At 53.7% G+C, this 25833-nt stretch carries 26 protein-coding genes; 25 read left to right on the top strand and 1 reads right to left on the bottom strand.

Going from position 1 to position 25833, the window contains the following annotated elements; all coding sequences use genetic code 11:
- Positions 1-33: 33 nt before the first annotated feature.
- The 8 genes from SKA53_RS11040 to SKA53_RS11010 all read left to right on the top strand — a co-directional run bounded on the left by SKA53_RS11040 (position 34) and on the right by SKA53_RS11010 (position 9558).
- The gene (locus SKA53_RS11040; RefSeq protein ID WP_007206227.1) at positions 34-372 is read left to right on the top strand and encodes a rod-binding protein; all 339 of its coding nucleotides are present in this window, start codon (positions 34-36) and stop codon (positions 370-372) included.
- Positions 373-4638 carry a flagellar hook-associated protein FlgK gene (flgK, locus tag SKA53_RS11035; protein ID WP_007206226.1) on the top strand — a complete coding sequence of 1422 codons (4266 nt, stop codon included), beginning with the start codon at positions 373-375 and terminating at the stop codon, positions 4636-4638.
- 8 nt (positions 4639-4646) lie between these two features.
- On the top strand, positions 4647-5909 hold the full coding sequence (flgL, locus tag SKA53_RS11030) for a flagellar hook-associated protein FlgL (RefSeq protein ID WP_081440137.1): 1263 nt from the start codon (positions 4647-4649) through the stop codon (positions 5907-5909).
- A gap of 56 nt (positions 5910-5965) precedes the next feature.
- Complete coding sequence (locus SKA53_RS11025; protein ID WP_007206224.1) at positions 5966-6787, top strand: flagellar hook-basal body protein; 822 nt, start codon at positions 5966-5968, stop codon at positions 6785-6787.
- Positions 6788-6820: 33 nt separating this feature from the next.
- A complete protein-coding gene (locus SKA53_RS15280) occupies positions 6821-7516 on the top strand; it encodes a YcbK family protein (RefSeq protein WP_081440136.1) in 696 nt (231 codons plus the stop codon).
- Between the two features lie 94 nt (positions 7517-7610).
- Positions 7611-8399, top strand: coding sequence for an AAA family ATPase (locus SKA53_RS11020; protein WP_040482943.1), 789 nt, complete (start codon positions 7611-7613; stop codon positions 8397-8399).
- Between the two features lie 13 nt (positions 8400-8412).
- Positions 8413-9132, top strand: coding sequence for a sigma-70 family RNA polymerase sigma factor (locus SKA53_RS11015; RefSeq protein ID WP_007206221.1), 720 nt, complete (start codon positions 8413-8415; stop codon positions 9130-9132).
- Between the two features lie 24 nt (positions 9133-9156).
- Positions 9157-9558, top strand: a complete 402-nt coding sequence (locus tag SKA53_RS11010) for a hypothetical protein (RefSeq protein WP_007206220.1) — start codon at positions 9157-9159, stop codon at positions 9556-9558.
- Between the two features lie 84 nt (positions 9559-9642).
- Here SKA53_RS11010 and SKA53_RS11005 read toward each other — a convergent pair whose 3' ends face one another.
- Positions 9643-10731 carry a sigma 54-interacting transcriptional regulator gene (locus tag SKA53_RS11005; protein WP_040482942.1) on the bottom strand — a complete coding sequence of 363 codons (1089 nt, stop codon included), beginning with the start codon at positions 10729-10731 and terminating at the stop codon, positions 9643-9645.
- Between the two features lie 387 nt (positions 10732-11118).
- Between SKA53_RS11005 and SKA53_RS11000 the strand changes: the two genes are divergently transcribed.
- From SKA53_RS11000 to SKA53_RS10920, 17 genes are all read left to right on the top strand, one after another.
- Positions 11119-12279 carry a sigma 54-interacting transcriptional regulator gene (locus SKA53_RS11000; RefSeq protein WP_040482941.1) on the top strand — a complete coding sequence of 387 codons (1161 nt, stop codon included), beginning with the start codon at positions 11119-11121 and terminating at the stop codon, positions 12277-12279.
- Positions 12280-12301: 22 nt separating this feature from the next.
- Complete coding sequence (gene fliE, locus SKA53_RS10995) at positions 12302-12643, top strand: flagellar hook-basal body complex protein FliE (RefSeq protein ID WP_007206216.1); 342 nt, start codon at positions 12302-12304, stop codon at positions 12641-12643.
- Between the two features lie 45 nt (positions 12644-12688).
- Positions 12689-14539, top strand: coding sequence for a flagellar basal-body MS-ring/collar protein FliF (fliF, locus tag SKA53_RS10990; protein WP_007206215.1), 1851 nt, complete (start codon positions 12689-12691; stop codon positions 14537-14539).
- Positions 14540-14554: 15 nt separating this feature from the next.
- Positions 14555-15595: a flagellar motor switch protein FliG gene (gene fliG / locus SKA53_RS10985; protein WP_007206214.1), complete on the top strand. Its 1041-nt coding sequence runs from the start codon at positions 14555-14557 to the stop codon at positions 15593-15595.
- Between the two features lie 20 nt (positions 15596-15615).
- On the top strand, positions 15616-16479 hold the full coding sequence (locus SKA53_RS10980) for a FliH/SctL family protein (RefSeq protein ID WP_242601261.1): 864 nt from the start codon (positions 15616-15618) through the stop codon (positions 16477-16479).
- Positions 16479-17813 (top strand): FliI/YscN family ATPase, encoded by a 1335-nt coding sequence (locus tag SKA53_RS10975; protein WP_007206212.1) that lies wholly within the window; start codon positions 16479-16481, stop codon positions 17811-17813. The genes SKA53_RS10980 and SKA53_RS10975 overlap by 1 nt, the downstream gene beginning before the upstream one ends.
- A gap of 2 nt (positions 17814-17815) precedes the next feature.
- A complete protein-coding gene (locus SKA53_RS10970; RefSeq protein WP_007206211.1) occupies positions 17816-18235 on the top strand; it encodes a hypothetical protein in 420 nt (139 codons plus the stop codon).
- A 101-nt stretch (positions 18236-18336) separates the two neighbouring features.
- Positions 18337-20328 (top strand): flagellar hook-length control protein FliK, encoded by a 1992-nt coding sequence (locus SKA53_RS10965; RefSeq protein ID WP_165474498.1) that lies wholly within the window; start codon positions 18337-18339, stop codon positions 20326-20328.
- Positions 20329-20350: 22 nt separating this feature from the next.
- Positions 20351-20938, top strand: a complete 588-nt coding sequence (locus SKA53_RS10960) for a flagellar basal body-associated FliL family protein (protein ID WP_007206209.1) — start codon at positions 20351-20353, stop codon at positions 20936-20938.
- Positions 20939-20952: 14 nt separating this feature from the next.
- Entirely contained in the window at positions 20953-21915 is a 963-nt protein-coding gene (gene fliM / locus SKA53_RS10955; RefSeq protein WP_007206208.1) for a flagellar motor switch protein FliM, read from the top strand.
- Between the two features lie 15 nt (positions 21916-21930).
- Complete coding sequence (gene fliN, locus SKA53_RS10950; RefSeq protein WP_007206207.1) at positions 21931-22239, top strand: flagellar motor switch protein FliN; 309 nt, start codon at positions 21931-21933, stop codon at positions 22237-22239.
- 29 nt (positions 22240-22268) lie between these two features.
- A complete protein-coding gene (locus SKA53_RS10945) occupies positions 22269-22550 on the top strand; it encodes a hypothetical protein (protein ID WP_007206206.1) in 282 nt (93 codons plus the stop codon).
- Between the two features lie 16 nt (positions 22551-22566).
- Entirely contained in the window at positions 22567-23325 is a 759-nt protein-coding gene (fliP, locus tag SKA53_RS10940) for a flagellar type III secretion system pore protein FliP (protein ID WP_007206205.1), read from the top strand.
- A gap of 3 nt (positions 23326-23328) precedes the next feature.
- A complete protein-coding gene (gene fliQ / locus SKA53_RS10935) occupies positions 23329-23595 on the top strand; it encodes a flagellar biosynthesis protein FliQ (RefSeq protein ID WP_007206204.1) in 267 nt (88 codons plus the stop codon).
- The gene (gene fliR, locus SKA53_RS10930; protein WP_007206203.1) at positions 23592-24419 is read left to right on the top strand and encodes a flagellar biosynthetic protein FliR; all 828 of its coding nucleotides are present in this window, start codon (positions 23592-23594) and stop codon (positions 24417-24419) included. The genes fliQ and fliR overlap by 4 nt, the downstream gene beginning before the upstream one ends.
- On the top strand, positions 24412-25563 hold the full coding sequence (locus SKA53_RS10925) for an EscU/YscU/HrcU family type III secretion system export apparatus switch protein (protein WP_007206202.1): 1152 nt from the start codon (positions 24412-24414) through the stop codon (positions 25561-25563). The genes fliR and SKA53_RS10925 overlap by 8 nt, the downstream gene beginning before the upstream one ends.
- On the top strand, positions 25560-25787 hold the full coding sequence (locus tag SKA53_RS10920) for a hypothetical protein (RefSeq protein WP_007206201.1): 228 nt from the start codon (positions 25560-25562) through the stop codon (positions 25785-25787). The genes SKA53_RS10925 and SKA53_RS10920 overlap by 4 nt, the downstream gene beginning before the upstream one ends.
- Positions 25788-25833 lie beyond the last annotated feature (46 nt).

Raw genomic sequence — 25833 nt, 5'->3', positions numbered from 1 at the left:
AAGATCTTTGGCGCAGGAAAACGAGGCTATGCTATGAATCCCATCAGTCCTTCTGCGTTCAATCTGGCTACGGATGCTGCGTTTCAAAGCGAGCAGTCCATGTCCTTGAATCGTGATTCAAGGTTGGAGACGCCTGAACAGCTTGCGGCGGTTGCCGAACAGTTTGAGGCAATATTCGTCAAAGCTATTTTATCTTCTGCGCGGTCGGCGGAATTGTCTGATCCTTTGCTAAATAGTGAAGGACAAAAGACGTTTACTCAAATGTTAGATGCTGAATACGCCGGCGCACTGGCGCAGCGAGAATCTCTAGGCATAGCAGATGCCATCGTGCGGCAGTTTCAAAACAGAGTCCGGAATGGAGATGCAGTTTAAATGGCCAGTTTGCTAGACATCGGCCGCAGTGCGGTCCAGGCGCAACGCGAGGCACTGAATGTCACCGGCCAGAATATCGTCAATGCCAATACCGAGGGCTATCGTCGCAGAGACGCGACGCTCACCGAAGTATACGGTATTCAAAGTGAGCTCACTGGCCTGTCATCGCAAACGGGGCTGGGTGTTAAGCTGGGCGAGATCCGCAGGGCTTATGATGGATTCCTGACTGAAAGCAAACGCAGCGCCACAGCGCGGTTCGAAGCCTCTGATGCCTTCGTTGGCAAGCTGGAACAGCTGGAAAACCTGATCCTGCCCAATGATGGCGATCTGGGTGTCGTGATGACCGCGTTTTTCGACAACCTGACCCAGGTTGCTGCCAGCCCCGGCGATCCTGCGCCCCGCGAAGCCGCATTGGAAATGGGGGAAACCGTCGCAAATGCCTTTAATACGACAGCGGGCATGCTGACGAGTTTGATGAATGGTACTGCCGAAGAGATTGGTGTCGAATTGGTTGACGTGAACCGTACGCTTCAATCACTTGGCATCATCAATGGGCAGTTGCGATCGTCGAACATCGGAAGTGCGCCGCCACACAATCTTTTGGATGAACGCGATCGCCTGCTGGATTCGCTTGCCGAGAAAATTCCCGTAAACATCAAAATTGGAGAGCGGCTGGACGCCGAGTTGCGATTAGGGGCATCCGACTCGGGACCGCTTATTCTGACGGGTGAAGATGCCAAAAAGCTGTCTGTGGTCGAGGGCGAGTCCGGAAGCATCATGTTCCGTGTCGGCTCTGGTCAGATCGTATCTCAGCTGGAAACGGGCGGATTGCGCGGGTTGGTTGATGCGCATGGTACGAATCGGCGCGCGTTGAGTGAGCTTGACGCGCTGGCGCGCGACTTTAGTCAAAAACTGAACGACCAGCATGCGCAGGGGATCGATCTGGACGGGCAGCTTGGACGAGAGCTTTTTGCCGTGGTCGATTTTTCCGTTACCGCCGGTGCGTCCAACCAAGGGGATGCGCAAGCAACGATCCGTCTGGTTCCTGGCCTGGCAGACCGGCTGGGTGCGTTGCAAATGACGTTTGATGGGCGTCGTGGGCAATGGCAACTGACAGATGATACTGGTGCAAGGCTGGGTGCTGGGCGCGCGAGCCTCGAAATAGACGGCGCGGTCATTCTTGTTGAGGGAACGCCCAAAGACGGCGATACATTTAGCATTACACCGATGTCGGGCGAGGCGTCGCGAATCTCGTTTTTGTTGACGCGGGGCGAGGAAATTGCCGCAGCTTCGACGATTGCGATCTATCCTACCACAACAAACAAGGGTTCGGCGGTCCTGACCTCGACACAGGAAGCCTTGCCTGGGTCGGGTGTGCCAGCGCTGTCGTCGGTTCTGACAAACAACCTTTCGCCTGTCGCGGCAAAAGATTTTCTGCGCGGCGGTGTCGTCGGAAGTATCCCGCGAGGTACCGAGTCGATCACGCTGGCAAGCCTGGCTACACAAACAACGGCGACAGTTTCAGCGCAGAATGATGCGGATATCGGGGGTCTGATACTCACCTTGCGGGATCGCGATAGCGGTAGCGTCATAGAATACAGTTTTTCGCCGGACTCCGATACAGATCCAAGTGGTGCGTGGGCGTCGGGCGAAGAATTCGCCAAGTATTTGTCTGCGGGTGTTCTCCGAGGAGTTTCCTCCGAGAATTCGGCCAAAGTGACGATTTCAGAACTTGGCCTTTCTGTGACAGGATCGGCAACAGGGTTTACCTTTGCCTCGGATGGTGCGCGTGAGCTGGAAGCAATCAGCGCCGTTTCCGCTGGGGGCAACGCGTTGCTGACCGGTATCACAAGCGGCAAACCAGCCAGTGATATCCGGATTTTTACCCGCGAGGGGCGGCAGGTTTCTGGGACGCCGCTTGCTGCGGCTGAAGTGGCGCAGCTGCTGACGACTGAGAACGGATTTAATGCATCTGCTGAATACCGGTCCGATTATAATGCGGTCAGTGGTTCATCAAGTTATCGTGGAATGTCGGTGGTGCAGCGCAGTTCCGGAGCCGACCCACTGGCAAGCGGTCTGCAATCCAAGATGGTTTCCTTGACGGGTCTCAGCGGCCCTGCGGGTGGTACTATTTCATCCAACCCCGCGGCGAATAGCACGACAGCCCAAACCATCACCCTTGAGATGTACACGGGGACAACTGGCACGCTCAGCATTCCCGCAGGCGTTGATGCTGCTTATGTTGCGCAAGAGGCAAACAAGGCATTCGCCCCGGTCGGGGTGAGTGCGGTGGCGCGTACGGCGATACGTTTGTCGCTGGATGGTGTGGGAAGCGGGACAACACAATTCGACCTGAAAGGTGTAAACGACACCGCATTGAAGATTACGGCACAGATCAACGATGGCGATTTATCAGAGCTGGTGCAGGCGGTTAATCGTAGATCCGATGAAACCGGCGTCACAGCCGAGCTTTCTGTGTCGGGCAATGCCGTCACCTTGGTACAGCGGGATGGCTTTGACGTTGTTACGACGAACATCTCGTCTGGTGTGGCTTTGCGCGCCAGCTCGCTTGACCAAATGTACAATCCACTCGCGTCCGAGGACTTCACAGCTGATCTGCGGTTTAGCGGAACTATCGCGTTCACAAGCGGGTCAGGCTTTGCACTGAAAACAAGTGGCGGGAAGCCGTTGGTGTCTGTCGCTGATCCCATGAAGGGTGGTTTGGCCTCGCAAGAGCATTCAAATGGCGGCACGCTTGCTGCACTCAGCTATGCTGTGGACAGCCGTATCGACGGGCTGTCGCAAAATGTCGATGGCACGCGCATTCATGCGCCTTCGGCGCGATTTGAAACTGTTTTGACAGCGGCATACGGCACGCTGCTCATGGAGTTCACGGCGGATGTGTCAGCGAACGAACTAAGCGCTGGTATCATGACGGGTGAGAGTGTGGCCCAGCTGACCGCACAAAAGCTGCGCGCCCAAGCCCCAATTCCGTCGCTGGAAGGCGATGCGTTAATATCGACATCGAATCCTCCGATTGGTGCCTCTGCAAGATTCGTGCTGGCGGGTGCTGAATATACTTTGACTCGCGTAGACAACCGACTGACGGCCTTGGATTTTGAAATGACCGGGCCGGAAGCCGGGCGCATTCTGCCTCGAGTTATTAAAACCAACGAAGGTTTTTCACTCTCTCTGATTGTGGCGGACGGCCAACTTGCTGGTGCGGGACCACGACCAGTGACCGATTCAGGCGCAGAGGCTTTTGGGTTGTCGGACACTCAGTTGACGCAAAGCCTGCAAGGCCGCAGCTTTGATGCGACCGATGGCACCTATCAGATTAATGTCACCGTCGGCGGCGTCGCGAAAACGGTGATACTTCAAGCTAAAGACGGTAAACTAACCCAATCCGACCCCAAGCCCGATGAGCTGTCGGTTGACATCACCGGGGGCGATGATGAACCGACCAGCATCACGCTGACGTCTGCGCTGGGTTTGGCTGTCACGCCATCCGTTGACGCAGCCGCTCTTGGCTTCAAGCTTGCCAATGCCGAACTGAGTGTCGAAAACGGCAGGCTTTTGGCGCGCAGCACCGACGAAACTGTGGTCGACATCAAGGCTCGTGGCACCAGTGCCGCCGGGATTTACCTGCATTTGGACGATCTTCCCGACGAAGAGCTGATCGTCGTGATGGGTTCAGATGGCGCAAGACGCCTGAGCGCGGAATTCAAAATTGGCGAGCCGCTGACGGCCAAAACCCGTGGACCAGAGCAGTTTCGGATCGAGATGATGGATGACGCATCAGGCCGGGTCGAACTTTTTGATATGGTATCGGGGGCATCGATCGCAACCCGCATGTCGAGCGGATTGGCCCGGTTCAATGTGACGGGTCAAACACTGGAACTAGCGGGCTTTGCCGATACAGGTGACAGCTTTCAATTTGCTACGGGGCAACGATCTTCGGGCGATTCACGCAACCTGGACGAGCTGATCAAGCTTGGTGAGCAAGGCAGCGGTCGGCGAACCTTTCAAGATAACTTTCGCTCCATCGCCGCAGGCGTGGGTTCCAGCCTCGAAGCTGGGCGGCTGACGCGCGCATCAAATGAGGCGGTCCGCGATGCTGCGGTTGCGTCAGAAAGTGAATTGAGTGGGGTGAACCTTGATGAAGAAGCAGCAAAGTTGATGGCTCAGCAACAAGCCTACCAAGCGGCGGCACGCATCCTGCAAACCGCACGAGAATTGTTCGACACACTGATCCGGATCGCATGAGGTAAAATATGTCTATATCAACCAAGCTATTTTCTGATCAGATGTTGACGCGGTTCTCGCAGGTCAACAAAGAAATCGAACTGCGCCAGACAAAAATCTCGACTGGGCGTGAAATCACTGAAGCCTCTGAAAAGCCTATCGAGGCTGTCAAGTTGTCCGCTTTGGAACAAAGCTTGACACAGTTGAAGGGGTTTCAACGAAACACAACGACCGCGCAGCAGCGTCTGTCATTGGGTGATACGGTACTGGCAAGCGTTGACGGTATCATGGCGCAGCTGCGCGAGCGGGCGATTTCTGCAAATACAGACACTGTCAGTGCATCGGACCTGGCGGCAATTCGGGTTGATGTCGCACAAAGCCGTGAGGCATTGATTGATCTTGCAAACAGCCGCACGTCGGACGATCAGGCACTGTTCGGCGGATATGCCACTGATATTCAACCATTCACGCCAGATACGAATGGCCGCATCCAGTATCGCGGTGATGGCGGTCAGCATACCTTGGCGGCTTCTGAAACGACGCGACTGCCCACATCGGTGAATGGGGCCGAGGTTTTCATGCAGGTTGACACGTCCGATGGTGTCGCAAGCATTTTTGATATTGTTGATAGTTTCGAGGCAGCTTTGTTGACCGATGGCAGCTATGCCAGCACGCTTTCGGCCGATGCAGGTGATGAACTTTCGCTAAGCTTTAACGGGGATCGTGTCCCGCGTGATGTGTCGTTCGATCTACAAGGTCCATCAGGGAGCACGTCGATCACGGCAACCGATGTTGTCGGCGGGTCGCATGATCAGCTGAAAAGCGCGATCAACAAGAAATCGGATGAGACCGGCGTCATAGCGACGGTCGTTGGTGGCCACCTGGTGCTGTCGGCCGCTACCGGGACGATCGCTTTGTCTGCGCTCAAGATCGAAGGCGTTGAACTTGCGTCGCGCGAACCGCGCTTTACGATCATGGCTGATGGTGAGCCACCACAAACGATGGTGCCGACGGCGCAAACGCTTGATGCGCAGTTGGAGAAGCTTGTGCAGGCAGGACAGGACATCGCCGTTTCGCGCACCAAGATTGGCGCGCGGTTAAAGCGTGCCGAGGATCAAGAGGCTGCGTTGCAATCGCGCGCCTTGGCCTTGGAAACTGACGTGAACGAGCTTGGCTCTGCTGATCTGGGCAAGGTCGTGACCGAGCTTCAGGCACTGCTGGTATCGCGCGATGCGGCTATGCAGGCCTATTCGCGTATCGGCCAAAGCAGCTTGTTCGACTTTCTCAAGTAGCACTATCTTGGCACGCTTTCTGCAAAGGTACACTAGTGAACGCTAAGGAGATGTGAATGTTCGGTACGATCAAATCTGGCATGGCCACTTCAATGTTTGAAATCGCTGTGGTTTCAAACAATGTTGCAAACTCCGGCACCACAGCTTTTCGAAAGAGCAACACAAGCTTTTCGGATCTGTACAGCGGCGGATCGGCTGACTCGGTTGCCCGCCTGTCCAAAGGCGTCGGCAGCATCGTCGATGGGACAAAGCAAAGCACAGAGCAGGGCGGCTTGTTGACCCGTGACGGTGTTCTGAATCTGGCTTTGATCGGAAAAGGCATGTTCGTGTCTGCTGCCCCGAGTGCGACTGCGGGGGCGATAGGAACGATAAGTTACACTCGTGATGGGGAGTTTTCCCTAGACAAAGACGGCCAGTTGCGGACGTCTACTAATGACTTTGTGATGGGGTACGGTCCTGGTGTTACGCCCGCCGAAGCCACCCCACTTGTGAATTTAAAGGTCCCCGTAAAAAAGGACGGTGATGGTGGTGCCCAGCTTACAGCTCTAGAGATCGGTACCGACGGCAAGCTTATGGCCACATATGGTTCCGCACCCGCAGAACTGTTAGGGACGATCGCGATTGCCTCTTTTCCAAATGAAATAGCACTTCGACAGATTGGGATGAATCGCTTTCTAGCAACGGATGGTGCTGGGACGCCGAAGATTGGTGTCGGTGGCCAAGATGGATTTGGCATGATCCAATCAGGAACCCTAGAGACGTCGAACGTCGATCTGACAATTGAACTGACGGATATGATCCGCGCGCAGCAGCAGTTTTCGGGATCGTCGCGTATTCTGCAAACCTATTCCGACATGATCGAGAAACTCACCCGCTAGGCAATATTTCATGTCACTCGTGGGGCTTCTTTGATGCACAGCGCGGTTACGCTTTCTCGTAGAAGTGTTGTTTCCGGTCTTCTATGTATACCCGTCGGTGCAAGCGCTGCACCGCTCGTCGATCTTGAGAAAGGCGGCGGTTTATTTTCTCACAATCCGGTATCTGCTGAACTGGGTTCCGAGAGCTCGATGATGCAGCTTTATACGCAACAAGCGTCGGCTGGTCTGGTCGAGAGTGAAAAACCAGGCCCGCGTATCGTTACTGGCCGCCCGTCCTTGCCTTTCGTGGCGCGTCTGCACAATGCAAATACTGGTGAACGGCTTTTTCTGGATGTTCCCGCTTCATTAGATTTGGGGTGGATTCAGCGCCGCCGATTGAACCATTTCATGCGTGATTGGCGTCAAGACCAGGTCAAAGTGATGGATCCTTCGGTTGTTCAGGATTTTCTGGAAATATGCAGGGCCTTTGCGACACCCGGCAATCCGACCGATGTAAAAGTGAATTCAGGATACCGGTCCCAAAGGACAAACGAGTTGCTGCGGCAAAGAAGTCGAAATGTTGCCATCAACTCGCTTCACATGGAAGGCAGGGCTATTGATTTTGCCTTGCCAAAAGTTTCACAGCGGCAACTTGGGGCCACCGCAAATGCTATATGTCGTGGAGGCGTTGGTACTTATAGTACTTTTATCCACATCGATAGCGGTAGAAATCGACATTGGAGCGCCTGATCCCTAGCCGCTTTTTATTGCTTCTGTGTGTTTAATGACAGATTGTTAACTTGGCCTTATTTGTGCATATGTGTTCCAAAGGGAGTCTGGTGTAATGCCTACGATCATTTCTGTTGCGAGTGGAAAAGGCGGCGTCGGTAAATCATCGTTGGCCGTTAATATGTCTACGCGGCTGCAGGATGGTTACGGGCCTACGCTTCTTGTCGATTCTGATCTGTTGATGGCTAACTCTCATGTTTTGCTGAACACACGGCCGACGGTCGATTTGATTGATGTCCTCGAGGGTCGGTGCGATTGGCGCGATGCTGTCCAAAAATTGCCAAATGGCTTGTCATTGCTGCCAGGTCGTACCGCGGCGAACGTCTTAGTAGAAAGCGATGCCGAGCGGCTGAAAGATTTGCTGAACACGCTCAAAACCACCGCGCATGATTTTGCATATATAATCGTCGATGTACCGGCTGGGTCGGGAACAGGTGTCATGAACACTGTGTCAGTTGCCGACCACACCATGGTGGTCCTGTTAGGCCAAGCGACAAGTTTTGTTGATGCATATGCTTTGATCAAGAACGCATATTTCGAAAAGAATGTAACGTCCTTTTCGGCTGTCGTGAACATGGCTAAATCAGCCGAACAAGCAAAAATGATCTTCGATAACTTTGAGCGGACTGTATCGAGCTTTTTGCCCGTAAAATTGGTCTATGCTGGCTACATGCCAAAGATGAGCGAAATCAATGCAAGCTCGGTCCATGGCAGGTCGATTGACCGCGATGTGATGAAGGCACGTATTTATCCAAAGATTGACTCTATTCTGGCCGCGCTGTTCGCAGGGGGCGCAGGCTATACCGGACCGGATGCTGTTACGTTTCATAGCCCCGTTCCGTAGGTAACAGTGGCGCATGCAGGAGTACCCATCGGCCAAGTTGAATGTCGAGAAACTTGTCAGAGAGCATGAGGCTTTGGTCCGACGCGTGTCGCACCATATTCATTCCCGGGTACGTTCTATTGTCGAGTTCGACGACCTTTTGCAGGTTGGTTTGATTGGCTTAATTGAAGCAGCGCAGCGCTATACTCGGCGCGAGGGCGTGTCTTTCGAAAACTATGCTGTGTTGCGCGTGCGAGGCGCGATATACGATTATCTTCGAAAGAATTCCAATCTTGGGCGCAAAACAATTGCGACAACCAAGGTCGTCAAATTTGCACAAGCCGAGCTGTCTCAGAAACTCGGTCGGGCACCGACGCGTGTGGAATTGGCCGAGGCCGTATCAATGACTATCGGCGAGTTAAATGCCTGGGAGCAAAGCCTGAACAGCAGTTACCAGAACTCGCTTCAGGATGAATATGACGAATATTCGATGTGGTTTTCCGCAGAGGAGCCGCCAGCAGAACAGCTTTTGGACCGTGGCAGGTTGAAAGATGCGTTGTTGATTGCACTTAAATCTTTGCCTCAACGAGAAGCTTTGGTCCTCCAGCTCTATTATGTAGAAGAGCTGAATATCTACGAAATAGCGGCCATACTTGAAGTAACGCCAGGCCGCGTTTCGCAACTTAAATCAATGGCATTCAAGAAAATGCAACCCCTGCTTCGGGACTTTGCCGAAGGGATGGGGGGCGCGTGATATGCGTGGAACGGTTATCATTGCATGAAAGAGACGATCAACGTCATCCAGGTTTCCGTTCAATCCGCCGAGGTTACTCTGGTCGGGCATGACGCTATTCCTGCTCTTGTAGCCAACTGCAGTCTTATGAACATCGCGCGGGGCAATATGGTCCTGACATTGAAGCCCACCGACGTAGACAAGGTTGGCGCCATCGGCGTTGTCGAGATCGAAAAGAACCGACCTGTGATGCTGGCACGGGCTTCTGTATCTGTTGCACAATTCAATCTGGTATTGAATTGCTTGCAACACATCCCGCCGCGACCGGTGACGCTTATCCTAGCTTTGCAGGACAGCCTGACTCTGACCTCTGATGGTTATCTGGATGCTAACGGGCAAGATCGCAAATTCATATCCGATCTTTCATGGAGCATTCCGATCCTATGAAGCTGCAAGGCGCGTGTCGTTGTCAGAAAAATGACAAACCGATTTTTGCCAATCTCGGCAGCGGCTGCACGAATGCTGCATATCTTAGTTCAGGTTATAGGAATTTTCCGAGGGCAGGTCAGATGAAATTCCATATTTCCGCATTTTCGCAATAAGCGTCGTACGTTTGAGCGAAAGTCGTTTAGCGGCTTTTGCTGTATTATAGTTACAAAGCTCCATCGCTAATTCGATGAACTTTGCTTCCTGTGCACTTAGGTGACCCTGCAGATTGAATTGATCATCACCGTTTAGCATGCTGATCATCGACTGATCTGCACTTTCCAAAGGAGCCGCGACAGGATCTGCAATTATTAATTCATCATCATCTGGCATTTGGTCGATTGCCGTCCAAAGAGCTTTTTGTTCTGCTAATCGATCCAGAGGAAGGTGCAGAAGTTTCCGCACTACGTTTCTATCAATAGGAACACCTGTTGATAAAACCGCAGCGCGTTGAAAAAAATTTCGCAATTCACGAATATTGCCGGGCCAAGCATAGGCCATCATCTCTTCCAGACCATCACTGCTGACTTTGGGCGGGACGAGTCCAGAGCCGTCAGTTTCAAGCCCGTCCGAAATTGAGCGCACCAATTCAGGAAGGTCACTTATGCGGTCTTGCAATGAGGGGACTTGCAGCATGACCACCGAGATCCGATACATCAAGTCCTGGCGAAACTCACCTTTGTCGACCTTATCTCCGATGTTCTGATGCGTGGCGCATACCAAACGGAAGTCGATGGGCTGTTCGGTATTCGAACCGATGCGGCTCACGGCACGGGCTTCGATTGCCCGCAAAAGCTTGCCCTGAAGCTCAAGCGGCAGGTCACCGATCTCGTCCAGAAATAGCGTGCCACCAGCGGCTTCCTCGAATCTTCCGACCCTTCGCGTTGCTGCACCGGTGAATGAACCTTTTTCATGACCGAACAGCTCGGCTTCTAACAAGTCGCGGGGAATGGCGGCGCAGTTTACACTGACAAGTTTTCCCTTGCGGCCTGACAATTTGTGAAGCGTTTGTACGACAAGCTCTTTACCGCAACCGGTTGGGCCAACCACAAGCACATTTACATTGTACGGCGCAGCATTTTTTATATCAGCCAAGAGTGTTTTAATCGGTTCAGATGATCCAGATATCATCATGTCCTGTTACCGCCTGTTTATGCCGATACGTTTCTTGTCACGTTCTTTTACTGGTAATATTTGTTGACTTCTGTACTAGCAAGAAACCGAGTGCATGCACAACCATGTTGACGCTGCCTCAAGCTTTAATCCAGCAACCGAAATATTCGGTGCCTAAGTTTTGTCACTTTCGACGGCTTTGCAAATTGGGTCTTATCAGACGATTTACAGGTTTTGCCGCCTGAACTCCGGTTGTGGGGTGATCTGCACGGGCATGTGGCGGCTAAACTGTAAGCGCAAACATGAGATAATGATGGCCGCGCAACAGCTGGCGGTAAATTATAAATAATATCATGTCGAATTTCAGCGGCGGGCCAGGATTGGCATGGCGCTTGCCTTTCTCATTTCATGATGAAGATCGTACACAGGGTAGTTATTGATCAGGTCGCTTTCGACCTGGGCTCCGAGATATTGGAGTATCTCATTTTGCATGAGATTGATGCTGTGTCGGTCATGGGCTGTGATCATGAAGGTAAATGCAGCACCGACTTTTTGATCTTGTCGGCGCAAAGAGCCGCCGAACTGGGTGGCCAGTCGGGGGTTATCGAGCTTGCAAAATCTGTCGGCGCCAAGTCTGTCCTGATCGCAGACACCCGCGCCGCGGCCTATGGTATTACGACATCCTTGGGTGGTCGGATCGTGAACCTGTCACTGCCAAAAGATATGGCGCGGGATGATGCGAGGCAGTTCATTGTCACGCTGCTGCATGGCACGGGGCGCGCCTTGGTGCGGTCTGATGGGTCTCGGCGGCTGTATGACCTGGCCAGACGCGTTGCAAAATCTGATGTCAGCGTCTTTATCAATGGCCCCAGTGGCAGCGGCAAAGAGGTGATGGCACGCTTCATGCACCTCCAATCTGCGCGTAAAGATAAAGAATTTATCGCGATCAACTGTGCAGCAATCCCTGATAACATGCTGGAAGCGATGATGTTTGGTCATGAAAAGGGTGCTTTCACCGGCGCTTCGACATCGAATGTCGGTGTGATCAGGGCGGCGGATGGCGGCACGCTTTTGCTGGACGAGATTTCGGAAATGTCGCTGCAGCTTCAGGCCAAGCTTTTGCGGGCGATCCAGGAACTGACCGTCACGCCGGTTGGCGGCACGAAGGCGATCAAAGTTGACGTGCGGATCTTTGCGACGACAAACAGGAACATGAGCGATGAATGTCGTATGGGCCGGTTCCGCGAGGATCTATTCTACCGCCTCAATGTGTTCCCCATCCAGACGCAATCCTTGCGCGAGCGACCCGAAGATATTGGCGCGATAGCGTATGAATTGGTCATGCGACATGTCAAAGATGTGACACAAGCACCATTGCTGTCACCCGATGCGCTTGATCTGCTCACTGCGCATCATTGGCCCGGCAATGTCCGCGAGCTGGAAAATGTGATCCAGCGCGCGTTGGTTCTAAAAGACGGTCCAGTGATCACGGCCGATGCCATCATGATCGACCAGTCTTCGATCATGGATATTCAATCTCAGACAGCAACGGCGCAGGCAGTAAATTGACCGCGCGCCAAAGGAGTGTGAAATGAAAGCCTTGGAACAGATCAGTAATGTTTCATCGACAACCGTCAATGCAGCCCTAAGTCGGGCCGCAGATATGGCAGAAAGGGCTGCCGGCGGTGGCATGGTGGGCCGGTCGAATGATGGCTCGAGCTTTGCTGATCTTATGAGTGACAGCCTTGATAACGTGGCGCGATCGCAAAACGACGCTGCTCAGCTGGTCAAAGATTACGAAACCGGCAAGGAAACCGATCTGACCAAGGTGATGGTGGCCCAACAGGTGTCTTCTCTTAGCTTCCAGATGGCGTTGAACGTCAGAAACAAAGCGCTTAGCGCCTACAAGGACATTATGAACATGCCTGTATAAGGTGTTGTCTGGTATAGGAAATTCAGTGCTTAATGAGATCACGACATGACCGATAGCTCGACCAATTTGAGCACGGCATCCTCGCGTACCGGGGTGATGCAACGGACCTCCTATGCTATGGGGGAGCTGCGGACGTTTTACATGCAGCCGGCCGTGCAGCGCGCTTTTCCTGTTATTGCTGCGGCTTTGCTTGTTGTTCTTGGCCTCATTTTATATCTCATCTTGCAGGCACCGCAGCGCACGACGCTTTTCGCGGCGCTCCCCGAGGCTGAGAAAGCAGCAGTGATGGACGCGCTGCGCAATAACGGCACCGATGTGCAAATTGATCCGGTCACAGGCGATATCACTGTGCCGACCGGCGAATTCTATAACTCGCGCATGTCATTGGCCGCGCAGGGTTTGCCCCAATCAATGCCAGATGGCTACAGCGTATTGACCGATATGCCGATGGGAACCAGCCGTTCAGTCGAGAGTATGCGCCTGAAGCAAAGCCAGGAGGTCGAACTCGCACGGTCCATCAACGAGATTGATGTTGTGTCAGCGTCTCGCGTGCATCTGGCAATACCAGAGCGTTCCGCCTTTGCGCGGAATGCCCAAAATCCGACAGCCTCGGTTTTCGTGCAGGTCATGCCCGGTCGCAGCTTGAGCGAGCAGCAAGTGATGGCGATCGTGAATCTTGTGTCGTCCTCTGTTGCAAACCTGCCAAAGACCAGCGTGACAGTCGTTAACCAAAACGGGCAGCTTTTGTCTGACACCGTCAATGACCCCGCGACCGATCTGGCTGATCGGCAGCTTGAATATCAGCTGCGTCTGGAAAACATTTACCGCACGCGTATCGAAAGCTTGCTGACACCAATTGTGGGGCCGGGGAATGTTTCCGCACAGGTTTCGCTTGATATCGACTTTACCCGCACCGAGCGCACCGAAGACATGGTGATCCCCGATCAATCGGCCCTTTTGAGTGAGCAGGTAGCGGTGGAAGAGGAGGTCGCAGAAGCGTCGCAGGGTATTCCGGGCACTGTTGGCAATACTCCTCCACCACGACCGGAACTGGAACAGCCAGCAGGCGCAGCAGACGGGCAGGCGCCTGCCGAAGCGGGCGCAACCGCCGAAGCTGGCGCGAACACCGTTGCCGAAATATACGCACCAGTCGACAGGAACACTGGGCCGGGGCAGCCGCGCCTGCGATCATCAGACAGCACCATGCGCAATTACGAGGTGAGCCGGACAGTGACGTCGGAAAACAGCCCGATGACACGCATAAACGGTGTTCATGTTGCCGTATTGCTGCGCGAAACACTGCCTGTGGCACCAACGGAAGATGGCGACGCCGTGGCGGCACCCGCCATCGGGCTTGACCCAAGCAGGCTCGACGAAGTCAAATCCCTCGTGTCCCGCACTGTTGGGATCGACGAAAGCAGAGGTGACACGCTGATCGTGTCAAGTCTGCCTTTCATTTCACCCGAGGCGGTTATCTCGTCTCTGAGCGGCAGCACCGAATTGGTGTGGCATGAAGACCCATGGATCCGCGAAATGATGCGAAATGCCTTGATGGTTATCGTCTTGGCTGTGGTGACTTTGGGGTTGATCAAGCCTTTGCTGACCCAGTTTCTTGCTTCGAGCGGTGAATCCGGCGGCTATGGAAATGTGATCACCACCGAAGACGGCGAAATCATCGATATGGATGTGATCGAGATGGAAGAGGGACAGACGCTTGAAGAGATCAAGGCCAAGCTGAAGCCCAAGAAGAGCACGATTTCGGCTGAGATGCTTGATACTGCGAACAGCTATGACGACAAAGTTGCCCTGATCCGCATGATTGTGGCTGACGAGGCCGGACGCGTTTCCAACGTGTTCAAGGCCTTGATGGAAGACGACTTGGATCAAGTGGGATAACCCGGAGGACGTATTATGGATGGAGCCAAGTCAGTGGAATTGACCGCGACAGAAATCACAGAGCGCCTGTCCGGAACGCAAAAGTCGGCGATCCTCATGATGCTTTTGGGCGAGGAGGAGGCGGCTGAAATCCTCAAGAACCTGTCGCCAAAAGAAGTCCAGCACCTTGGTGGCGCGATGTATTCTGTGCGCAATACCGACCAAGAAACTGTCAATGCCGTGCTTGACGAATTTCTTGCAATTATCAAAAAGCAGACGAGCCTAGGGTTGGGCGCGGGCAACTACATCCGCAATGTGCTCAACCGTGCTTTGGGTGAAGACAAGGCACAATCTGTCCTGAGCCGTATTACCCCTGCAAGCAGCGAACGACCGATCGAAATCCTTGACTGGATGGATGGCCGGTCGATTGCGGAATTGTTGCAAGATGAACATCCGCAGATCATCGCGCTGATTATATCTTATCTTGACTACAGCCAGGCGTCAGACGTGTTGAACCTGCTGCCAGAGGATCTTCAGCCAGAAATCGTCCAGCGCATCGCTACTCTTGAAACGGTTGATCCAGAGGCCCTGCGCGAACTGGAGCTGGTGATGCAAATGAAGTTCAAGGCCAACACCAGCCTACGGTCCACCAAAGTGGGCGGCGTGAAAGCGGCAGCCAAGATCATGAACTTCACCAAAGCGAATATGGAGAAGCGCATCCTTGGTGCCATCCGGCGCAATGACAAGGATCTCATGCAGGCCATTCAGGACAATATGTTCACCTTCGATAACCTTGGCATGTCCGATGATCGTTCTTTGCAGACCTTGTTGCGGATGGTTGAACCCGAAGATTTGATCATGGCCCTCAAAGGTGCCACCGTGGAATTGCAAGAGAAACTGTTTGGCTGCATGTCCACGCGCGCTGCCTCTAATATCAAAGATGAAATGGAAGTACTTGGCCCCGTTCGCTTGACCGAGGTGCAAACCGCACAGAAGCAGATCATCGAAGTGGCACGCAAAATGTCCGATGAAGGCACCATCGTTCTGGCTGGTCGTGGCGGGGATGAAATGGTCTGATGAAAGACCGGTTTTTACCCATGAAAGCGACCGATCCAGCGCGCGATCCAGATCAGCTGAACCTCGCGGAGCTTTTGTCAAAGCACAAGGATCCTGCTTTTGCTTTGGTAGCGAGCGCCTCGCGGCAATCTGATCAGACGTTCAGGCCGCTGTCTTGGGCACAGATTGCGATCAAGATCCCGGTGGAAACGGCGTTAGCTGACGAAGACAGCCTAGCGCCGATCGCAGCTTCGGCCATGGGTACAGACCTGCCCGAAGAACCGCTTTTGTCTGGTGATGATCTGCCTGAAGAGGCGCCGCCCCCGCAGGCCGAAGCGCCTGCGCATCCAATAGAGCAGGCGCCAGAGCCTCGCCATCCGGCAGCGCCTCCTGTGGATGAAAAGATGCTTCAGCGCATTCGAGACGATGCCTATGCTGAAGGTTTGTCCACCGGCAAAGCAATTACACAAAGCGAACGCGAGGCCGAGTTGGCGGCGCAATTCACCCAGCTGCAGGAATTGACGGTGTCTTTGGGGTCTGAGCAGGTTTTTGATATGGATGTCGTGGCGCGCAGTATCGAGGACGCTGTTTTGACCTTGGCATCCGAACGGATCGGTGTGGCGCTGACGGATATGCCAGAGCCGCTCTTGTTGCGCTTGGATACGTTATTGGACAATCTGGCGCATCTTTTGGGCACGCGCGAGGTGTTTGTCTGTCCCGAAGATGTCCCGCTTTTGCAAAAATGCCTCGATACCCATCCGAACCCGCCACTGATTTACCTGCGTGGCGACCCGACAATGCAGCGCGGTGATGCAAGGCTGCGTGTTGGCGGTGCCGAGGTGTCGGACCTGTTGCGCGACCGGGCAACATCGCTATTGCGCAAAACTGGGGCAGACCTGGTGTGATGCTGAACTTTACGGACCAGATCACAGGGCCACTCAGGCAGGATCGCAGGGCCGCGACGCAGGGGCCGATCCTCAGCGGACGCGTGTCTCGGTACGATGGGCTGCTGCTTGAATGCGACGGCTTTCCTGTCTGTGTCGGTTCGGTTTGCTCTGTGCAGACAACAGACGGCCATGCGGTACTGGGCGAGGTGATCGGATTTAATGAAGGGCGCAACAAGCTGGTTCTTTACCAGTCCGGTGCTGCCGTCCAGGCAGGCGCGCGCGTTGCCTTGATTGACGAAGGCACGATGGTTGATGTTGGTGACAGCTATCTTGGGCGCACCGTGGATGGACTTGGCTGGCCTTTGGATGACGCGCCCGCACCACAAGTTTCTGCACAAGCTCCGCTGAACGGCACGCTGGTCAATCCGCTGGCGCGGCGCCAAATTCCCGGTCCGCTTGACGTGGGTGTGCGCGCTGTGAACGGGCTTTTGACGATTGGCTGTGGGCAGCGGATTGGCATCATCGCAGGGTCTGGGGTTGGCAAATCGGTGCTTTTGGGGATGATGGCACGGTATACATCTGCCGATGTGGTGGTCATTGGCCTGATTGGCGAACGCGCCCGCGAAGTCGGCGAGATGGTGCGCGCCATCATGCAGCCCGCCACCCGCGGCAAGGTCAGCATTATCGCGGTGCCTGCCGACCGGTCCCCGTTGTTGCGGATCAGGGGTGCGCGGCGTGCGACTGCCTTGGCCGAGCATTTCAGAGACCAAGGAAAAAATGTCCTGCTGATCATGGATTCGCTGACCCGTGTTGCCCATGCGCAGCGCGAAATCGGTCTTGCGCTGGGCGAGGCGCCGACATCGAAAGGCTATCCCGCCTCGGTTATCTCGATGATCCCGAATTTGATTGAACGCGCGGGAATGGGCGTTGGCCCGAATGCGGGGTCCATCACTGGAATTTACACCGTTTTGGCTGATGGTGATGACAGCAATGACCCTGTGGTCGATACGGCCCGCGCCATCCTCGACGGGCACATCGTCCTCAGCCGGTCGATCGCGCAGATGGGCGTCTACCCGGCCATCGATATCCCCGCCTCGATCAGCCGGGTGATGAACGACATTGTCCCACTATCGCAACAAAAAGCGGCGCGGAAATTCAAGAGACTGGTGTCTTTGTACAATGAAAACAGGGATCTGATGCTGATGGGCGGCTATGTATCAGGCCAGGACGCGGATCTGGATCAAGCGGTGGCTCTTTGGCCGAAGCTTGTGGATTACATCAGCCAGAGCCCTGATGACCAAGCCGAGTTGAGCAAAAGTTCCAGCCAGCTGATCTCGATCGTTGGTCAATAGGCATGGTTGAACGCAAGGCGAAGATGCTTCGCAATATCGCGCTCAAGGAACATGCGCGCATGCCTGTTCTGATCAAACGACAGCATGTCCTACAAGATGAAATCAGCCAACTTACTGATCTTGTTGCGCGGATAGCCGATCTGCAGACGCAAGGCCGGCGACAAGGCGACCTTGATCCGCGTCAGCTGCAAAGTGATCATTGGTATGAACTGCAACTGGTTGATGAAAGAGAGCTTTTGCAGAACAAGCTGGAGTTTCTGCAAGTCGAACTGCGTGATCTGACCATGGCAATCAATCGGATGAGCCATAAGAAGCGGGTCGTTTCCAACAAGGCAGATGAGGTAGAGCGGCAGGTCAGCGAAGATCGTGAAGCGCAACAAGATGCCGCCCACGATTTTACCCGCACGACAAGACAGGTCTAAAAGCGAAATCATCGTTTTGCGTCAAGCTTTAACCGGCTTGGCATCGCTCTTGCAAAGAGGGTCTGCAGGTTCTGGGATGGGTTGGTTAGATGATAGCTTCGTTGATCACCAACGACATTGGTGTTGCTGGTGCAACAGATTGGCTGGCCAAAACAGGCCTTGATTCAAACAAGACTGGCGTGAGCACGGTTGAGCCTTCGTTCGTGCAAATCATGACGAGCTTGGAGAATGGCACTGCGCCCATTCCTCTCCAAATGGATATGGCCAGCCAGGGGTTGGAACAGCAACCAACGCCTCAGGACATTGGTGCTTTGGATTTGGCTGTTACTGACGAGGATAGTGCGCAGTTTCTGTTGGCGATGGTCGCCTCTCTTGGGTCCGGCAAGGCGGTGCTTGGTCCTCCGATTGTCGAGCCGGCAGCCGGAATAACCACCGTATTGGCGACAAATGGCGATGTCGCTGTCGATGAACTGCCTGTTACGCTGGCTTTAGATTTGGATGCAGCTTTGGCCCTTGTGGCCCCGCCCAGTGATTTGTGGGGCGTTGCGCAGATCGACCAAGTCCAAGTGGAACCCGTTGATCCAAGCCTGACAAATAATCAAGAGATTACATTTCTACCTGTTGTCACGGTTGGGCCAAACCTAGACTCGCAGCAACTTGCCCTGCCGCTGGGCGCGGTTGCCCTGCCGCTGGGCGCGGTTGCCCTGCCGCTGGGCGCGCTTGCTTTGCCGGTCACTGCTTTGACTGCCATGTTGCCAGAGAGCGATTTAGCATTGCTGGCGGCCGTCGATGGCGGCCTTGGTGCCAACGTCGTGCCTGTTGTGAATGGCAAGCTCTCGGTTCTTGATGGGACTGTCGATGTGCCATTCACCAGTATGACGGACAGGTCTATCTTTGAAATCGTCAAAATAGTGACACCTGATGCCGGGAATCTGACAGGTGAACAGATGCCCCACGATGTAACGTATCAGGTTGTCGGCGTGGGTGCGGGCATGGGGCGGGATACGCTGTCATATCCTGTCGTGACTGCTGACGAAGGCACAAATGTTACGCCGCTGCGTCCTTTGGTGGTGCAGGGCGATGTACTGAACCCGGTGGTGAAAGTGGCTTCAGGACCCACTGGCGTTGCCACTGTGCTGACAGCTGTCGTGACTGATGCTGATCCGCAGGTTGTGCCTGCACCGGCACCTGTACAGGCTCAGGTTTCGGCAACCAAGCCGCCTGTGGACACCAATGGCATGCCGTCGCAAACTGCACCCGCGGGGGATGCCGCCGGCGATTTGCATGACAACGCGATCCCGCAACAGCAGGCTGCGCGCGCAGTGCCAGCGACCCCTGCAAATGGCGCTGCATCCATGCATGCAACCGGCAAAAACGACGGACCTGGCGTTGCGCAGACAGACAGGGCGCCTGTGATCGCGCCTGATCAAGTGACATCAGCCATTCAAATGTCAAAGACAGCTCAACTGGCGCTCGGCGCAGCAACAGATGCCGTACAGCAAGTGACAGTGCCGCGTCAGCCATTGCCGCCGACGCTTGGCCCAGATCCGGTGCTCGCGGCCGCGACTCAGATTGATTTCGCCAGTGGTGGGTCCGGTTCCGCGTCGCAAGGTGGAAGCGGGCAGACTGGTTCTGGCGTCGCAGGGCAGGGCGCCGCTTCGCTGCAAGGTCAGCTCGAGGCGGCGTTAGATGTCCGCCAGCAAGGCTGGACCAAAACTCTGGTCAATCGCGCGATCAATGCTGCGCAGGCGGGTGGATCGCTGACCATCAAGATTCTTCCAGCGCATCTTGGGCAAATCACGCTTAAATTGAGCGAGGGTAAACGTGGCACAGATTTGCGCATAATTGCAGATGTACCTGCAACGGCCTCAATGCTAAGGGACGTGCAGGATCAATTGTCCTCTGCCTTTGAAAATGCTGGCCTGACTTTGGGCACATATTCCGCAAGTACCGGAAATAACGGCGGAGAAGGTTCCCAGAAAGACGGTTACACTGACGAGGTGACGCCGTCGGAATTGACGAATGATACAGCGCAAAGCGCTGATGACGTGGCGGGCGCAGACAATCTGTCTCGCATCAACATCTTATTATAACTGACCGGACGGAGACGCACAGATGTCTGAAGAAGAAGAGCCAAAGAAGAAAAAATCTGGCGTTGGTAAGATACTAATTTTTGCTGTGGTTGGCTTGGTGATGATGGGTGCCGGTCTGGGTGTGGGCTATTTCCTGTTCGGCACAGCAACAAACACGCCTGAACAAATTGCCGCACAGATTATCGAAAAGAACAGGGGGGCTGTTCCTGAAGTCGCCGAGGTGGAAACCGAGGAGGCAGCCGATGGCGGCCCGCCGGAGAAAGTTTCGAAAGACAGCCTAAAGAGCGAAGTATTCGAAACGCTCTACTACGAACTGCCTGGGTCCCTGACGACAAACTTGAAAGATTCGCGCCGGTTTTTGCAAATCGGTGTAGGGCTATCGACGCAATACGACGAGGCTATTCTTGAGAATGTTGAATCGAACCTGCCTGCGATCAGAGCGGCTATTCTTGCCACGCTAAGTGATTATGGCGAGGAGGATGTTGTTGGGCGTGAGGCACGCACCGCATTGTCGGACGACCTGAAAGCGACCATCAACGCGACTCTGGAAGAGCTAGAGGGTTTCGGTGGTGTAGAAGGCGTTTTGCTGACCTCTTTCGTGATGCAATAGGCGCGGAAACATAGATGTCCTCCAAGAAACTCACACAGGATGAGGTCGATGCGCTGATGAGCAGCGTCGACACCAGTGCCAAGGCGAAAGCCGATGTTTCAGACTCGAAGGGTATTCGTGATTTCGTATTTGGGTCAGACGATTTGTCTCTGCTTGGGGATTACTATGCCCTGCGCGTGATAAATGAACGCTTTGCGCGATTGGCACGCACCGTATTCCAACCGATGTTGCGCGTGCAGCCACGGATCACGGCGCTCATGCCAGAGGTAAAGACTTTCGACCAGTATTGTGAGAATGCTCCCGTTCTGATGAGCCTGACAACGTCGCGCATCGACGAACTGCGCGGTAGCAAGATGATGGTGATCCAGCCTGGTTTCATTTCTGCATTGACCAATGCCTATTATGGCGGGGATCTTGGCCTGCGATATCAGCCAAGGGCGGAATTCACTGCGACCGAAACGCGTGTCATCGAAATCATCACCGAGGGGCTGAACAGGACTCTGCTTGCGGCCTGGCAAGACTTGATGCAATTGACCTTCAGCGATGAATCGCGCGAGGAAAATCTACAATTCGCGTCCTTTGTCGAAGGCAGCGAAACGGTGATTATTTGTAGTTTCTCGGTGCAATTGCCAAAGGCCGATGACGCACGGATTGACATACTTTATCCGCTGCAGACGCTGAAACCAATTGCGGCGCAACTCCGCTCTCGGATGCAATCCGAGGTAATTGACGACGACATGACCTGGCGCGAACGCCTGGAACGCGCGGTATCGGAAGTTCGCCTGCCGATCAATGTGCAACTGAGCAAGCCACGCGTCTCGTTGCGGCAATTGATCAGTATCACCAAAGGCGATGTCTATCCGATCCAACTACGAGAAGGGCTGAGCGTCATGGTTCAGGGCCAGAAAATGTTCTTTGCCGACATCGGTGAAGTTGCCGGGACAAGCGCAATTACGATCACACAAAAGCTGGACTAAGCGCGGCTTAACAAGATGAAAGAACAGAAGATGGAAAATCAGGACAAAGACCCCAAAGGCCCCGAGACCGATAAATTGCGCGCGCTTGAGAATATCGAAGTCGAAATGTCCGTCGAAGTTGGGCGGACAGAGATTTCGATCAGTGAGTTGCTGCGCCTCAACGAAGGGTCTGTTGTGGAATTAGACCGTTTGGCTGGTGAACCGCTCGATATTCTTGTGAACGGCACATTGATCGCAAAGGGCGAAATCGTGATGGTCGGAGAGCGTTTCGGCATCCGGTTCTCGGATATCGTTGACCCAGAGAACCGCGTTGGCAGTATCTGATCTGTCTATCTGCGTGGAGCAAATGTGTAATGGACAACGCAATATTTGACACTTCAAGCATAGTGATTGTTATCGTGTTTCTGGCTGTCTTGCTGATTGCACGCCAGATTATTGTGTCCAAGGCTGGCGATTTGCGTCAACGGATATTGCCTGCAGATTCCTCTATCAAGCTGCGCGAAACACAGCGGATTGACCGCACGACGCAACTGTCCCTATTTCAACTCGATGGGCAATCTGTCGCCATTGTTCACGGGCCGGGAAAGGCAGCCACCATGGTATTGCTGCAACCTAATGGGCCCTCAGGTGAATAGGGTGCAAAAAATACCTATGACCTCGGTCATCGTGCGCCTCTTTGGAATTATCTTCCTTTGTAGCATCCCCTTGGGAGGTGCTTTTGCACAAGTTGGTGGTGGTCTTCCCGCTTTGAATGTCTTGGTTGGCAACGACGGTGGGACAACCTATTCACTGTCATTGCAAATCCTCGCGCTGATGACAGTGTTGACGATCCTACCATCCTTTCTGTTGGGTATAACTGCATTTACGCGGATCATCATCATTCTGTCGATTCTGCGCCAAGCAATGGGCACCCAGCAGACGCCCCCCAACCAGGTCCTGATCTCGATTGCATTATTCCTGACATTTTATGTCATGGCACCAACTTTCGAAGAAATATATTCGACAACTATTTCCCCCTACTTGGCCGGAGAGTTATCAGCGGTTGCTGCAATCGAGGGCTCGGCAAATATCATGCGAGGTTTTCTGATACTCAATACAAGAGAGGCAGAATTGGCCATGTTTGCCGAAATGGCGGGGGATGCACCATACGCATCGAACGAAGATGTGCCTTATGCTGTTCTTTTACCGGCGTTTATTACTTCTGAACTCAAGACGGCCTTCCAGATCGGTTTTTTGCTTTTTCTACCCTTCCTTGTGATAGACCTCGTCATCGCGTCGATCCTCATGTCGTTGGGGATGATGATGCTCAGCCCAATGTTGGTGGCGCTTCCGTTCAAATTGTTGCTTTTTGTGCTGGTTGATGGCTGGGCCATGACAATCGGTTCGATAGCATCAACATATGTGAATTGAGACATGGAATTTGATAGCAACATCGAAAGTTTGAGGGCGGCTTTCTGGCAGATCATTATCGCGTCTGGCCCTATTCTTGGTGTTGCCCTGACTGTCGGGCTTATCATCGGCATTCTGCAAGCGGCTACCAGTATCAATGAAATGACTCTCAGCTTTGTACCGAAACTTGTCATTGTCCTCGCGGCTATGGCGGCTTTGTCATCGTTCATGATGCAAGAAATGACGGATTACTTTGCGTCTATTTTCGAACAGATCCGCCTGCTGAAATGATTTCGCAGGTCCCGACTCTTGACGATGTTCTGGGTCTGGGCGGGCTTGAGCTCCAGTCATTGATCGACTTCATGCTGGTGTTCTTTCTGCATACACTGCGCCTGAGCGCTTTTTTCCTGTCTGCGCCGTTTTTTGGTGCCGCGGCGATTCCTGTCCAAGTCAGGGTGATTGTCAGTGTTGCGATCGCGTTCGGATTTTATGGATTGATCGACGTGCCCGATCCGCAAAATCTGCCGTTTCTGAGCATGATCGAAGTTGCCTTGATCGAGGTAGTGATTGGACTTTCGTTAGGTTTGGCATTCACAATTGCATTTTCGGCCGTCGCCTTGACTGGCGAGAAAATCGCAGCGTCTGCTGGACTTGGGTTTGCCGCGCAGATGGATCCCAACTCTGGCGGTCAAACGCCGGTGATCAGTCAATTTCTCAATCTTTTTGCTATTGCTGCTTTTCTTTCGTTGGATGGGCATCTGCATATGATTGGATTGATCAGGATGAGTTACGAAGTGCTCCCGCTTGGCCAGCCTTTTAAATTTAGCGCCTTTATCACAGGTGGACTGGCTGCAGCTGGACATATGTTTACGATTGCCTCGCAACTGATGCTTCCTGTCGTGTCAATTTTGCTTTTAGCAAACATCACTGTGGGTGTTGTGACCCGTTCTGCCCCGCAGCTGAATCTGTTTTCTTTTGGTTTCCCGCTGACAATCCTGACATGTTTCGTCGCGCTCTACGTTTCGACCGCCCCGTTCGCGAGCGGAATAGCAGAGATGATCGAATTTATTCTCGAATTCATAGAGGATACCATCGGGGAGGCAGGCGTTGGCTGATGAGGCAAGCGACGGTCAGGAAAAGACCGAGGAACCAACCCAGAAACGGCTCGAGAAAGCCAAGGAAGATGGGCAAGTTGCTAGCTCGAAAGAGCTGTTTGTTCTCAGTACGCTTTCGGTCGGCTTCTTGCTGTATTTTGGATTATTGCCGTTCTTGTCGGGGCTTTTGTTGGAGTGGTCGGCGCTGCTGCGTTTCTCCGGTGAAGCGGGCCTGCACGACGAAATTATCCGCAATAGTAGTACTTCTTTTGCATTCATATTCTGGAAATCAGTCATTTTCGCATTGCCATTGCTGGTCATTATCGTGCTGACGCAAATGGCGATGTCTGGCAGCATTAACTGGTCGGCTTCTGCACTTGCCTTCAAAGGCAGTCGTATAAACCCCGTTAATGGGCTTAAAAGGATGTTTTCCGTCAAAGCACTGGTTGAAATGCTGAAAGCCGTCGGAAAGGTCGCGTCTCTTATAGGTGCTGCGATCTTTGTGTTCAGCAGCGAAGTTGACAAATTGCTGACGTCTCAGGCGACGCATCTTTTCGGCGGACTCTCGCGCTTGGGCGATGTCTTTATTTTTTTGATGATTGTGTTTCTTCTTGTGCTGGCCGTCATCGCGATGTTCGACGTTGTTTATCAACAATATGACAACAACAAGAAACTCAAGATGACGCTTCAAGAACTAAAAGATGAAAGCAAGCAAACAGAAGGTTCGCCTGAGGTCAAAGCGAAGATTCGCCGGCTGCAGATGACAGCCGGTTCGCGTGCGAAACAGCGACGCGAAGCTATGGAGCAGGTGCCAAGCGCAACCGCGATTATTACCAACCCCATACACTTTGCCGTCGCCCTGAAATACGAAATCGGGACGAGAGGTGCGCCGACAATATTGGCAATGGGACGCGGCCATCAAGCGCAAGAGATTATCCGGCTTGGAAAGGAAGCGGGCGTAACCGTCTTCTCGAACGAATTGCTGGCGCGTGCCTTGTTCTTTGCCGGCAGGATCGGAGACGAGATTCCGCCCCCACTTTATACGGCCGTTGCGGCCGTGCTCGCCTTTATTTACCAGCTCAACAAGGGCGAGCAGGTCGACGAGCCAGATGTCGACCTACCCGATGACATGCTCTTTGACGCAAATGGAAAGTCGCTATCATGACGAAAATAAAACGTCGAAAGCATGAGACGCGCGGTGAGATGATCAGCACTTTCGCGCTCGCGGTTTCGGGGATGTTTTTTGTTGGTGAGGCGCGCCTCTATCAAGACGAAGGCGCGACAGGTCATGCACTTATTCTTGGTTTGTGTGGCATCTTGTCACTTGCGGGTGCTCTGCGATTTCACCTGCATAATCTGTGGCGCTGGTTTGGGCAGTTTCGAAAATGATTGCAGAGAAAAAGGCGCCTCGCATGATCTGTGGTGATTGCAAGCA

This window comes from Yoonia vestfoldensis SKA53, assembly GCF_000152785.1.
Taxonomy (GTDB): domain Bacteria; phylum Pseudomonadota; class Alphaproteobacteria; order Rhodobacterales; family Rhodobacteraceae; genus Yoonia; species Yoonia vestfoldensis_A.
Note: the sequence above shows the minus strand (reverse complement) of the source record. Positions and strands in the feature narration are given on the sequence as shown.